Raw genomic sequence first — 12,129 nt, forward strand, 5'->3', positions numbered from 1 at the left:
GACACAGGCGGGGCGAATCGTTGGCCAAATCGCAGGAAGCACCTGTCTTCGGCTATCCATCGTCGATAGTGCCGTGGACGCCGAAGGAGCTGCCAGTCACACGGCGCGGAGTCAAGACGCGGGACGCGCTGGTGGCCGCCGCTCGCGTGGTGTTCGAACGCGACGGATTCATCAACTCACGACTGACCGACATCACCACCGAAGCGCAGTGCTCGACAGGGACCTTTTATCACTACTTCGAGTCCAAAGAGGAGGCGCTGGTTGCCGTACTGGACTCCGTCCAGGACGACATGATGCACCCGGGTTTGCCGCACGTCCCGGATGATCAGGCCAGCATCCGGTCGGTGATCTCGGCGAGCAACCGGGCCTACCTCGAGGCGTACCGGCGAAACGCACGGCTGATGCTGCTGCTCGAACAGGTGGCCACCCTGGACCCGCTCTTCGCAGAATTGCGACTCGCTCGTAGCCGGACTTTCGCCGAGCGCAACGCCCAGAAGATCGTGACGCTGCAGAAGGCCGGTCTGGCCGACGGTTCCCTAGACCCGGCGATGACGTCGTGGGCGCTTTCTAGCATGATCAGCCGGCTGGCCTATTTCGCGCTGGTACTTGGGGAGAGTTTCGATTTCGACGAACTGGTCGAGACGGTTACCACGTTGTGGTTGAACGCACTACGCATCTCTGACGAAGCGAGCTGACCGGCCTGGTTGCCGGGGGGCGGGACGCCGCCGAAGCTGCCACGCGCGTGTGCTTCGGCGGCGCTTCTGTAGGCCTGCCGCTCACACCACCGACAGGCCGGGAAACTCCGGCGGCCGGCGCTCGAGGTAGCTGTTCACACCCTCAACGAATTCCGGACTCTCAAAAGACTCCAGCATCAGCCGGTTCGCTTCCAGTACGGCCTCATCGAACGTGCTGTCATGTGCTTGCAAAACTTGCTGTTTGATCGCACTCATCGCGCCCGGTGCACAAAAGCTGGCCAGTTCCTCCGCATAGGCGACGGCTGTCTCGAGGAGCACATCAGCCTCGACCACACGATCCACCAAGCCCATCTGCAAAGCCTCGTCCCCCAGGATCACCCGAGACGACATCAGAACGTCGAGCGATCTGCTGTGTCCGATGAGTCTCGGAAGCAACCAGGCCACCCCGTACTCGGCGATCAGGCCACGGCGGGAAAACGCGGCGGTGAACTTCGCCTTCGGAGTGGCGAAGCGGATATCGCAGTACAGCGCCTCGACCAGACCCAGACCGGCTGCTGCGCCGTTGACCGCGGCAATCAGAGGCTTCCGGAACAGCAGGGGTCGTTGCCGCGGTCTACGCCGGGTGACCTTGTCCTCTCCCCCGCTCTCTTCGACCTCCTGCAGATCGTCCATGTCGGCACCAGCGCAGAAGCCGCGGCCGGCGCCGGTGACGACCACGGCCCTGATGTCTGGATCAGCCTCGGCGTCGTCAAGCAGTGCGAAATAACGATCTTCGAGGGCATCCGTCCAGGCGTTGAGGCGGTCGGGCCGGTTGAGGGTGAGGACAAGTACACCGCCCCGGCGTGCGGACAGCACCAGATCGGTCTCAGGTGGAGCTGCGGTTTCGGTCATCGGGATTCTCCTTCAGGTTGTACCACCGGTTGGCGGCTTGTCGGTTTTTGACGGACGTGGGGCGGAGGGTCATAGGACGGAAAACAGTCCGGCTGCACCCATTCCGCCGCCGATGCACATCGTCACGACGATGTTGCGTGCGCCGCGCCGCCGCCCTTCGAGCAGCGCGTGGCCGACGAGACGCGCGCCGGTCATGCCGTAGGGGTGGCCGACTGCGATGGCACCACCATTGACGTTGAGCCGGTCGGGATCGATGCCGAGAACGTCGCGGCAATGGACCGCCTGGGAGGCGAATGCCTCGTTGAGTTCCCAGAGATCGATATCGTCGATCTTCAGGTGGTGCGCTTCCAGCAATTTGGGCACCGCACTGACCGGACCGATCCCCATTTCGTCAGGTGCGCAGCCGGTTACCGCTATCCCGCGGTAGATTCCGAGCGGCTCAAGTCCCCGCCTGTCTGCTTCGTCGGCCTCCATCAGCACCGAGGCCGACGCGCCATCGGACAATTGCGAAGAGTTCCCCGCCGTGACGCTGGCGTGCTGGGATATGGCGCCGTCGGGCAGGACAGCGGACAATGCCGCCAACCCATCGGCGGTCGTACCTGGCCGGTTCCCCTCGTCCTGGGTGAGAGTGACCGATTCGGCGCGTATTTCACCGCCGTCAGCCTTGACCTGCTTGATCGTGGTGAGCGGCACGATCTCTTCGTCGAACCGGCCGCTCTGCTGCGCTGCCGCCGTCCGGGCCTGTGATGCCAGCGCGAACTCGTCCTGTCGTTCGCGGCTTACGCCATACCGCTGCGCCACGACTTCGGCGGTGTGCAGCATCGGCATGTACAGGTCGGGAATCTGTTTCGCCAGCCAGGGATCCTCACACCGGTAACCGTTGAGGTGGTCGTTCTGCACCAGCGAAATCGATTCCACGCCGCCACCGACAGTGATCTGCATACTGTCGCAGATGATCTGCTTAGCCGCCGTCGCGATCGCCATCAATCCGGACGAGCACTGCCGGTCAATGGTCATGCCCGACACCGAGGTCCCCAGGCCCGCGCGCAATGCTGCCTGCCGGGCGACGTTGGCACCGGAGGAGCCCTGTTGCAGCGCGGCACCGAGAATGACGTCATCGATCTCGGGCCCCTCCAGGCCAGCCCTCTCGACGGCGTGGCGGATGGCGTGACCCGCCAACTCCTGGGCCGAGGTGTCGTTAAATGCCCCGCGGTACGCCTTGCCTATCGGTGTACGTGCCGTCGAGACGATGACCGCTTGCCTCATCGTGTTCTCCAAATCTGTTGTGCTAGTTTGTAGGTCCGCCTGCGACGTAGAGCACCTGGCCAGAAACAAAGCCCGCGTCCCGGCGCACCAGGAACGCTGCGGTGGCCGCGACGTCCTCGGGCGAGCCCGATCTGCCCACCGGAATCTGTGACACCATCAGGTCCCGGAATTCGGCGAAGTCGATTCCCATTCGGACCGCCGTCGCGCGCGTCATGTCGGTCTCGATGAACCCGGGGGCAATGGCGTTGACGGTGACCCCGAACTTTCCGAGTTCGATGGCAAGGGTCTTTGTGAGTCCCTGCAGGCCGGCCTTGGCCGCTGCGTAGTTGGCCTGCCCTCGGTTGCCCAGCGCCGAGGTGCTCGACATGTTGACGATGCGGCCAAAACCTGCTGCCACCATGTGTTTCTGCGTGGCCCGCGACATCAGAAACGCACCTCGAAGATGAACTCCCATCACCTGGTCCCAGTCATCGAGGGTCATCTTGAACAACAGATTGTCGCGCAGGATGCCGGCATTGTTGACCAAAACCGTCGGAGCACCGAGCTGCTCGGTAACAGCGGCCACCGCGGCGTCGACCTCCGCCTCATCGGTGACGTCAGCCGAGACCGCTACGGCTGCGCCGCCGGCCTCGGTGATCGCACTGACAACATCCGCGCACTCAGTGGCCTTCAGGTCGACCACGCCGACGGCGTGGCCGTCGCCGGCCAGTCTGCGTGCCACTGCCGCTCCGATGCCTCGGGCGGCACCAGTGACGATGGCTACTGGTTGATCGTTGGTCACTTTCGTCCCTTCGTTGTGGAGCATGTGTTCTCGGCTGGGTGGATGTCAGATTCCGGCGTCGGTCGCCACTTGGTGGGCGTGATCGACGATGGCGGCGATACGTTCGGGTGTCGGCGTGCCGTCAGCGGCCCGGTTGCGCGGGTCATCCATGGCCCGGCGCATGACGCCCTCGCCGATGATGGCGAGCTTCCATAGTCCCAGCACGTGCCAGTAGCCCACCGAAGCTGTCGAACGTCCACTGACATTGGCATATTCGCCGGTTAGCTCGGCGCGACTGGGAAATCCGGGAAGTGCGGACGGGGCCCAGGTGTAGATGCCGGGCTCCCCGGGCTCTGGCCAGTAGGCGAACAGAGTGCCCAGATCCGCCAGTGGCTCTCCGAGCGTGCTGAGTTCCCAGTCGAGCACCGCCTCCACCTCACCCCGGGTGCTGTCGGAGATCACGTTGCCTGGGTGGAGATCCCCGTGCACCAGCGTCACCTCGGTCTGCTGCGGAACGGCCTTCGACAGGCGTGAGGTCAAGGCATCCAACGCCGGCAAAACCCTGGTCTGGGAGCGCTTCCACTGCTCACTCCAGCGCTTCAGTTGCCTGGTTGCGTAAGGACGGTGGCTGGCCAGGTCGCCCAGCCCAGTGTGTTCCAGGTCGACGGCATGGACCGCAGACATTGTCCGGACCAAGGACAGTGCTGAGTTGCGCCGGCGTTCGGCCGACATCGCCTCCACCACCTCCGGTGTGTCGAGGACCACGCCGTCAACCCAGGACATCAGCACGGCGGGAGCCGACCTCGCCACGGTGTCCGGTTCGAAAACGGCGTGAATGCGGGGCACCGGCACCGCGCTGTCGGACAACGCAGTCAAGATGCGCGCTTCCCGTACCACGTCATGTGCGGATTCGAGGAGTTCCCCGAGCGGTGGGCGGCGCAGCACCCAGGTACGTCCCGCACGATCCCGCACCCGGTAGGTCAGATTGGACTGCCCCAGACCGACCCGGTCGAGCGTCAGTTCGCCGTCGGCGACCTCGAGGTTGTCGTGCATCCACTGGTGAAGGGCGTCGGTATCGACTCCGGACTCATCACTGACCCGTTGCGACGACGGGCTAGACACCAGCCGCCTCCTCAGTCTGGAAACGCTGGCCCATGGCATCACCGAGTAGTGCACCACCGTCAACGACCAACGTCGTGCCAGTGATCCACGAGGCCGCATCCGAGGCGAGAAACACTATGGCCGTGCCGATGTCATGGGGTTCACCGATACGACCCGTCGCCAAGGAGGCCATGAGTTCGGCTTCGTGGTCGCGCCACAGGGCCTCGGCCAGCCTGGTCCGAACCACTCCGGGAGCGACCGCGTTGACCCGTATCCTCGGTCCGAGTTCGAACGCCTGCTGCTTGGTGAGGTGAATCATCGCCGCTTTGGTGGCGTTGTAGACCCCGAGGTTCGGCTCGATGATCAGTCCACCGATCGAGGCGACGTTAACCACCGAGCCGCCGTGAGTGCCCATCCACGCCTCCACGGCCAGCGCCGTCCATTGCAGCGGAGCCCACACATTGACGTCGAATGTCTTGGCGAAACGAGCGTGGTCCTGCTCGACGAGGGGACCATAGGCGGGATTCGTGCCGGCGTTGTTGACCAGGATGTCGATCCGGCCGAATTCCTGGAGCGTCCGGTCGATGCAGACCTGTGCCGCCTCGGCGTCCACCGCGTGTGCGCCGACACCGACCGCACGGCCGGAGCCCGGGCTGGCCCGCCGGTTAAGATCATCCGCAGCCGACTCGGCCGAATCCTGATTGCGCGAGGTGACCACGACGTCAGCGCCTGCACGTGTCAATGCTTCGGCGGTCGCCAGACCGATCCCGCGAGACGCACCCGTCACGATCGCTGCCTTGCCGGCCAGGCTGGTGGCTGTCATCAGCGACCGCCCACCAGAGCCGGTTGCCCCGTCTGTTGCGCGGAGTGCTTCCTCAGCTCGTGACGGGCGATGGTCCGCTTGTGCACCTCATCGGGGCCGTCGGCCAGGCGAAGGGTGCGCAGATGGGCCCAGAAGTTGGCCAGAACGAAGTCGTCGGTGACTCCCGCCGCGCCGTGCACCTGGATCGCGCGGTCCAGCACCTGCAGGGCCATAGTGGGAGCGTCGACCTTGATAGCGGCGATTTCGGTACGGGCCGTTTTGTTGCCCACGGTGTCCATCATCCACGCGGCCTTCAACGTCAGCAGCCGGCTCTTCTCGATGTTGATGCGTGCCTCGGCAATCCAATCCTGGATGTTGGCGCGCTCGGCGATGGGTGCACCAAATGTGCTGCGCGACAACGCCCGCTGGCACAGGAGATCCAGCGCGCGTTCGGCCATACCGATGCTGCGCATGCAGTGGTGAATTCTGCCTGGCCCCAGGCGGGCCTGGCTGATGGCAAAGCCTTCTCCGGGCCCCGAAAGGACGTCCTTGGCCGGAACTCGGACGTTCTCGAAGAGGATTTCGGCGTGGCCTTCTCGGTCACGGTAGCCGAACACGGGTAGCCCACGCACCAGCGTCACGCCGGGGGCATCGATCGGGACCACCATCATCGACTGTTGCCGGTGCGGCTCGGCGTCCGGGTCGGTCTTACCCATCACGATCAGGACTCGACAGTTCTTGTGCAAGGCGTTGGAGGCGAACCATTTACGGCCGTTGAGTACGTAGTTCCCATTGCCGTCATCGACCATCCGCAGTTCGATGTTGGTCGCGTCGGAGCTCGCCACAGCGGGTTCGGTCATCGCGAAAGCGGACCGAATAGTGCCCGCCAGCAGCGGCTCGAGGTACTGCCGGTGATGTTCGGGAGTACCGAACAGCGTCAGCACTTCCATGTTGCCGGTGTCGGGCGCCGAGCAGTTGGTGGCCTCCGGAGCCAAATGAAGGCTTCTGCCCATGATCTCGGCAAGCGGCGCGTACTCGAAGTTGGTCAGTCCGGGGCCCCACTGGGGGTGCGGATGGAAGAGGTTCCACAGACCCCGTTCGCGGGCCTGCACTTTGAGTTCTTCGAGAATCGGCGGATGGAAGTGCGGATCACCCGAGGCCCTCATCTGCTCCTCGTAAACCGGTTCCGCCGGATAGATGTGCGAGTCCATGAACTCGAGGAGATCGTCTTGATGCCTCTTGCCACGGTCAGATGTTTCGAAGAAGGACATGAATCCTCCCCTTCCGGGTCTTCTCGATTAACAATCCATGAGTATTATCGAACTTGACGTCAAGTTCAAGTACGGTCCCAATCCGTTGTGCGAAAGGTCTTTTCATGTGCTCATATCCATTGTCACCGGCAACCCGTGATGAGCTTGCGGCGCTCATCGGAAAAGAACTCGGCCCCACCGAATGGCACGATGTGACGCAGGAACGCATCGATGCCTTCGCGGTGGCCACCGGCGACCACCAGTGGATCCATGTGAATCCTGCACGCGCGCAGTCGAGCCCGCTCGGAACGACGATCGCGCATGGCCTGTACACGCTGTCCCTGGGGCCGGGCTTCTGCTACCAGCTCATCTCCTTCGACGGTTTCGCACATGCGCTCAACTACGGGTACGACAAAATCCGTTTTCCCGCAGTGCTTCCCGTCGGCTCCCGGGTCCGCATGACCTTGTTGATCCTGGGCATCAACGACGTTCGCGGTGGAATCCAACTGCGGATCAGGCAGACTTTTCACCGACAGGGACACGAGCGACCCGTTTCGGTGGCCGACTCTGTGACGTTGGTTGTTGAAAACGGTTGAGTGCAGCGCCTGTCGCTGAGTGCTGCAGAGTTCGGGTTCCGGTCTGTCGATCAACCCGCATAGTAGATCGACAGACCGGAACCGCCCGGAATCCCACGGGGCGGGATGTTCTCCGCTGTGACAAGTGGAGCATCGACGAACAACTCCTTGGTCGCCGGAGGTTCCCCTCCGCCCCGGATCTTGGCCAGCTGCGTCAAGACCACCTGCGCGACGGTTGGCATGTCGTTGACCACGGTCGCTCCCTGCGGCCCGCCCTGGCGAATCGACTCGAGATTCGCCTCGTCACCGTCGATCGACACGACAAAGATGTCATCGCGGCCAGCCGCGGCCAGCGCAGAGTCGGCAGCGAACCCGCCCTGATCCCAGCCGACGAAGATGGCGCCCAGTTCCCCGTCACGGGGGTACTTGGTCAGCAAGTCCCCGGTCCTGTTCTGGATATCAGGGACCGAAGAGTCGGCGTTCACCTCGTGCCGAAAAAGAATCGGGATGCCGTAATAGTCGGCCTGAGTCTTGACGCACAATTCACGTTGCCGCAGGTTGCTCAGTGGCGTGTAGCCAAAGATCGCGATGCCCTTGTTGCCACCGAGCGCTTGTAACCGCTGCCGGATGTAGGTTGCGCATCGGTTACCGGAGATCCATTCATTGCTCTGAACGTCAAAAGCCATCCCAGGCGCCCATCCGCAGTAGAACCCGGCTACGGGAACACCCTTGGCCTGCGCTGCAGACAGACCCTCACCCAGATTCTCAACCTCGGTATTGGCGACGATGATGGCGTCCAAGCCCTGATCCGCCCAGACCCGCATGGTGTCGTTGGCGCGCAGCAGATCAAATTCCGCGCTGACCGCCTCCAACGCGAACCCGTGTTTGGCCGACAGGTCGTCCATGACGGCCACGGCACGAGCGACGGTCGGCCCCTGCAGGTTGATTCCGACGACACCGACCCTGGCCCCTTTCAGCGGCGCATAGTCGGCATCGGTGAAGGTGGTCTCGCCGGCATTTCCCAGACTCTGGACGGGGTCCCCGCCGCCCTCGGCGCGGCCACCACTGGTCGAGCAGGCAGTGGCGATGACTCCGGCCCCCGCCACAAGTCCACCCAGCACGGTCCGTCGGGAAAAGCCCTGTGCATGAGTTGATTTCATGGCGCTCCTCGAGTTCGGTTACACGGGTACTACACGCGACCGACGAATCCGCCTCATCGCGGATACGGACCCTTCAGTTCGCCAAACTGTAAAGACCAGGGTGCTTGGCCGGCGAGTGCACCAAGGTGTACTGATCACGAGAATGCGCACCGGCAACGATTGCACTTTGGTGGACTGGCATTGCGCGAAATTCACCCCCTAGCTTTCATCCAAGGTGACCCGCGGCCGGTGCCACCTCGGCGAGCAACTCGAGCTGCACCGGGCGCGACGGCGCTGCTCGGGGTCACGGCATAGCCCCGTTGATCGACAAAGGAGTCAAAAGTGGAGCCATCGACGAAAGTCGCATCGAAGAGCGCCGTCATCGCCTCGAAACCTCCAACGAAGGCGCGTTCAGCCAAGCCCAGCGGGCACCTCTCAGGACATTGGCTGCCGCTGTTGGCCAGATACGGAACGCTGGTCGGCTTCGCGTTGATGTTGGTGTACTTCTCGCTCACCACCGACGCATTCCTCACCGCAAGCAACTTCGGCAACGTCTTGAAGGCCAGTGCGGCGGCTGGCGTGATCGCGATCGGGCTTACCGCGGTGCTCATCCTCGGCGATTTCGACCTGTCGATCGGCTACACCGCGACCGCCGCCGGCATGCTCGCAGCAGGTACGGCGCAAACGTTGGGTATGGCCGGCGGCACCCTGGCAGCCCTGCTGGTCGGATTGTGCGTGGGCATCGCGAACGGAATGGTGGTCACACGGCTGGGAGTGTCGGCCTTCATCGCGACGCTCGGGGCAGGCCAGATCATTGCCGGCTGGCTACTGGCATATCGCGGCGGCGTTCAAGTCGCGGTCGACCTGCCCCACGACTTCACCACGCTGGGTCGCGGATCGGTGGGGCCGGTACCCAATCTCGTGGTCATCTGGTTGCTCGTCGCCGTCGCGGCATGGCTGTTCTTCGAACGCACCGTGACTGGGCGCCGCATGTACGCAGTAGGCGGCAATCCGGTGGCCGCGCAGCTGTCCGGAATCAACAACGTCCGCGCCCGGCTAGTCGCGTTCGCATTGAGTGGGATGCTGGCCGGGCTGGCCGGCCTCATGGTCACCTCCAGCCTTGGGGTCGGAAACCCGACATCGGCCCTGAGCTACCTACTTCCGGCCTTCGCGGCCTGCTTCATCGGGGCCGCCACGCTGCGGGACGGACAGTTCCACATCGGCGGGACCATCGTGGGCGTACTGATGCTGAGCTTTTTGGCCAACGGACTCGTCGTCGCCGGGGTGGAACGGGCCTGGACCACCGCCGCTCAGGGCATCGTCCTCATCGCGGCCGTGACCATCAGCACCTTCGCCCGACGGGTCGCGGCACGATGACCACAACAACAGACTCGCCGTGGTTGCGAGTCCAGGGCGTCGGCAAGAGTTTCCCCGGTGTGCGGGTGCTGCACGACATCAGCCTGGAGATCAAAGCCGGCGAGGTACATGCCCTGATCGGGCAGAACGGCGCCGGAAAGTCCACGCTGATCAAGATCTTGGCCGGGGTGTACCGCCCTGACGACGGCTCGGTCGAGATCGAGGGAACAGAGGTCCGTTTCGATGACGCCGCGCAGTCCAGCGCCGCGGGTATAGCGGTGCTGCACCAGGAGCCTCAGTTCGTCGGCGACCTTCCAGTTTTCGAGAACATCTTTCTGGGCATCTCGCCCCCCAAGGCCGGCCCATTCCTCCGACGCGGCGCGATGCGCCAGAAATGCCGGGACCTTCTCGCGCGACTCGGCGTCGAACTCGACGTCGATCAGCGGATATCCGATCTGTCTGCCGCGCAGGCGCAGATGGTGTCGCTGGCGCGATGCCTGTTGCTCGGCGCCCGGCTCATCATCATGGACGAACCGACAGCGTCGCTGGGAGCCCACGAAGTCGACCAGGTGTACCGAACAGTGGAGCAGTTGCGCGCCGACGGTCTGAGCGTCATCTACGTATCACACCGGCTCGACGAGATCTCCTCACTGTGCGACCGTGCGACGGTTTTGCGTGACGGAGAACTCGTCGCCAGACTCAGCCGCGACGAATTGTCCGACCGCAAGCGGTTGGTCAGCCTGATCACCGGGCGCGAACCGTCTCAACTGGTGAGGGCCATCCACCACGAGCGCGGGGAACGAGCCCTGCGCGCTTCTGGCCTGACGTGGAAGAAGCGCGTCGTCGACGTCGACCTCGAGCTGTTCCGGGGCGAGGTAACCGGCGTAGCAGGATTCGTGGGATCGGGTCGAAGCGAACTGGCGCACATGCTCTTTGGCGCACTGCGTCCCGATTCCGGGCGTATCGAGATCAATGACCATACCGTCGCTGCACGGTCCCCTCGGAAAGCGATCTCGAACGGCGTGGCGTTGCTCCCCGAAGACCGCCGACATCAAGGTTCTTTCGCCGAATGGACCGTCCGCGAGAACTTCACGGTGGCAGCGCTGAGTAGCTTCGCGCGATTCGGCTTCATTCAGCGCGGCCGCGAACGCAGCCAGTACGCCGACTACCGGCAGCAACTGGCGATCAAGGCCGAGAGTTGCGAGACCAGGTTCAGCCATCTATCCGGCGGAAATCAGCAGAAGGTCGTCATCGCCAAATGGCTGGCCACCGATGCCGACATCCTGATCTTCGATGAGCCCACCCAGGGTGTCGACGTCGGCGCACAAGAAGAGATCCATCGCCTGGTCCGCGACATCGCACACCAGGGCAAGGCAGTCATGTTCATCTCCAGCGACCTCGCCGAGACACTACGCGTCAGTGACCGACTGCTCGTGATGCGGGAAGGTCACCTCGTCGCCGACAGGCAATCGGAGAGCGTCCGTCTCGAAGAGGTCGTTGCGATGTGTCTTGGTGGTGTACCAGCTTGAACGGAGTCTGACCACGCACTCAATCTCATTATGTTGCAGGCAAATCGCTGTGAGGCGGGCACCTGCCTAGACCGTCGGTCACGACAGCCATGTGTTGGTAGTCGTGGTCCCGTCCTTGGGCCACCCCACCTCTGAGACAGCCACCCTGTTTCTCGTGTGCCACAAACTTTGGGCGGGACAACAGTGAGAAGCTCTTTTGCGCGGGGACGGTTCGCCAACAGAACTGTTGCTCGTTTGCGGTGCGCGGACCTGACTCGGTAAGGCAGTCACACTCGCCTGCGACGAGATGGCCGCCACCGCCCAATCGGCGACACCCGGCGGCAAGAGCGCAGGTCGCAATTTCACGCCAAACTGGTGCGGCTACCGCGGCGGCCGAAGGAACGGCCGAAGAATCTCACGCAAATGTCCAATTGGACATCGTCTGGACATTTCACTTGGGAATTGGCCATCAAACTTGATGGCTGGTGGTGGCGCTGGCTGGCCGCCAACCGCGCGCCTCACGAGTTCGCGAGTCCACGCGAATGTGAAAACCACCTTCGGATCCGTTAGGCGGCGAAAGGTTTCACATCCACGACCACGGGCCGGTGTCCCTGTCGTCGCAGACTTCCTCCAAGGAGCCTTCGAGCGCACAGAGATGTTCGGGAGTGGCGGTGCCCCCGCGTCCGGCATAGCAGCACCGTCGCATCTCCGAACTGCCGGTCATCGGATTCCGCGCGGCGTGTCTCAGTATTTCTGCACAAGTGCAGCCGTCGTGCAGTCAGTCGT

Annotated in this window: 11 protein-coding genes; 4 read left to right on the forward strand and 7 right to left on the reverse strand. The window is 63.5% G+C overall.

The annotated features are described in order from the left end of the window. The first annotated feature begins 65 nt into the window (after positions 1-65). Entirely contained in the window at positions 66-695 is a 630-nt protein-coding gene (locus AC3A6P_RS13045; RefSeq protein ID WP_487692332.1) for a TetR/AcrR family transcriptional regulator, read from the forward strand. 81 nt (positions 696-776) lie between these two features. Here AC3A6P_RS13045 and AC3A6P_RS13050 read toward each other — a convergent pair whose 3' ends face one another. The 6 genes from AC3A6P_RS13050 to AC3A6P_RS13075 form a co-directional block, all read right to left on the reverse strand. Continuing rightward, positions 777-1,586: an enoyl-CoA hydratase-related protein gene (locus AC3A6P_RS13050; RefSeq protein ID WP_487691982.1), complete on the reverse strand. Its 810-nt coding sequence runs from the start codon at positions 1,584-1,586 to the stop codon at positions 777-779. 69 nt (positions 1,587-1,655) lie between these two features. After that, a complete protein-coding gene (locus tag AC3A6P_RS13055) occupies positions 1,656-2,852 on the reverse strand; it encodes an acetyl-CoA C-acyltransferase (RefSeq protein ID WP_487691983.1) in 1,197 nt (398 codons plus the stop codon). Between the two features lie 22 nt (positions 2,853-2,874). Further along, positions 2,875-3,657, reverse strand: coding sequence for a 3-oxoacyl-ACP reductase FabG (gene fabG, locus AC3A6P_RS13060; RefSeq protein WP_487691984.1), 783 nt, complete (start codon positions 3,655-3,657; stop codon positions 2,875-2,877). Positions 3,658-3,678: 21 nt separating this feature from the next. Continuing rightward, positions 3,679-4,665, reverse strand: coding sequence for a phosphotransferase family protein (locus tag AC3A6P_RS13065; protein ID WP_487692334.1), 987 nt, complete (start codon positions 4,663-4,665; stop codon positions 3,679-3,681). Between the two features lie 61 nt (positions 4,666-4,726). Next, on the reverse strand, positions 4,727-5,536 hold the full coding sequence (locus AC3A6P_RS13070) for an SDR family oxidoreductase (RefSeq protein WP_487691986.1): 810 nt from the start codon (positions 5,534-5,536) through the stop codon (positions 4,727-4,729). Further along, positions 5,536-6,786 carry an acyl-CoA dehydrogenase family protein gene (locus AC3A6P_RS13075; protein WP_487691987.1) on the reverse strand — a complete coding sequence of 417 codons (1,251 nt, stop codon included), beginning with the start codon at positions 6,784-6,786 and terminating at the stop codon, positions 5,536-5,538. The genes AC3A6P_RS13070 and AC3A6P_RS13075 overlap by 1 nt, the downstream gene beginning before the upstream one ends. Positions 6,787-6,890: 104 nt before the next feature. On the opposite strand from AC3A6P_RS13075, the gene AC3A6P_RS13080 reads away from it, so the two are divergent. After that, on the forward strand, positions 6,891-7,361 hold the full coding sequence (locus AC3A6P_RS13080) for a MaoC family dehydratase (protein WP_487692335.1): 471 nt from the start codon (positions 6,891-6,893) through the stop codon (positions 7,359-7,361). A gap of 50 nt (positions 7,362-7,411) precedes the next feature. Here AC3A6P_RS13080 and AC3A6P_RS13085 read toward each other — a convergent pair whose 3' ends face one another. Then, a complete protein-coding gene (locus AC3A6P_RS13085; protein WP_487691988.1) occupies positions 7,412-8,500 on the reverse strand; it encodes a sugar ABC transporter substrate-binding protein in 1,089 nt (362 codons plus the stop codon). Between the two features lie 435 nt (positions 8,501-8,935). Between AC3A6P_RS13085 and AC3A6P_RS13090 the strand changes: the two genes are divergently transcribed. Both AC3A6P_RS13090 and AC3A6P_RS13095 read left to right on the forward strand, forming a co-directional pair. Next, complete coding sequence (locus AC3A6P_RS13090) at positions 8,936-9,856, forward strand: ABC transporter permease (protein ID WP_487691989.1); 921 nt, start codon at positions 8,936-8,938, stop codon at positions 9,854-9,856. Next, positions 9,853-11,364 (forward strand): sugar ABC transporter ATP-binding protein, encoded by a 1,512-nt coding sequence (locus AC3A6P_RS13095; protein WP_487691990.1) that lies wholly within the window; start codon positions 9,853-9,855, stop codon positions 11,362-11,364. The genes AC3A6P_RS13090 and AC3A6P_RS13095 overlap by 4 nt, the downstream gene beginning before the upstream one ends. Positions 11,365-12,129: the final 765 nt, after the last annotated feature.

The sequence above is a fragment of the Mycobacterium sp. Soil_C_30 genome (genome assembly GCF_057656995.1).

Coding starts and splice junctions, on each gene's coding strand:
- AC3A6P_RS13050 (WP_487691982.1), bottom strand. CDS start 1,586: ATGACCGAAACCGCAGCTCCACCTGAGACCGATCTGGTGCTGTCCGCA.
- AC3A6P_RS13055 (WP_487691983.1), bottom strand. CDS start 2,852: ATGAGGCAAGCGGTCATCGTCTCGACGGCACGTACACCGATAGGCAAG.
- fabG (WP_487691984.1), bottom strand. CDS start 3,657: ATGCTCCACAACGAAGGGACGAAAGTGACCAACGATCAACCAGTAGCC.
- AC3A6P_RS13065 (WP_487692334.1), bottom strand. CDS start 4,665: ATGCACGACAACCTCGAGGTCGCCGACGGCGAACTGACGCTCGACCGG.
- AC3A6P_RS13070 (WP_487691986.1), bottom strand. CDS start 5,536: ATGACAGCCACCAGCCTGGCCGGCAAGGCAGCGATCGTGACGGGTGCG.
- AC3A6P_RS13075 (WP_487691987.1), bottom strand. CDS start 6,786: ATGTCCTTCTTCGAAACATCTGACCGTGGCAAGAGGCATCAAGACGAT.
- AC3A6P_RS13080 (WP_487692335.1), top strand. CDS start 6,891: ATGTGCTCATATCCATTGTCACCGGCAACCCGTGATGAGCTTGCGGCG.
- AC3A6P_RS13085 (WP_487691988.1), bottom strand. CDS start 8,500: ATGAAATCAACTCATGCACAGGGCTTTTCCCGACGGACCGTGCTGGGT.
- AC3A6P_RS13095 (WP_487691990.1), top strand. CDS start 9,853: ATGACCACAACAACAGACTCGCCGTGGTTGCGAGTCCAGGGCGTCGGC.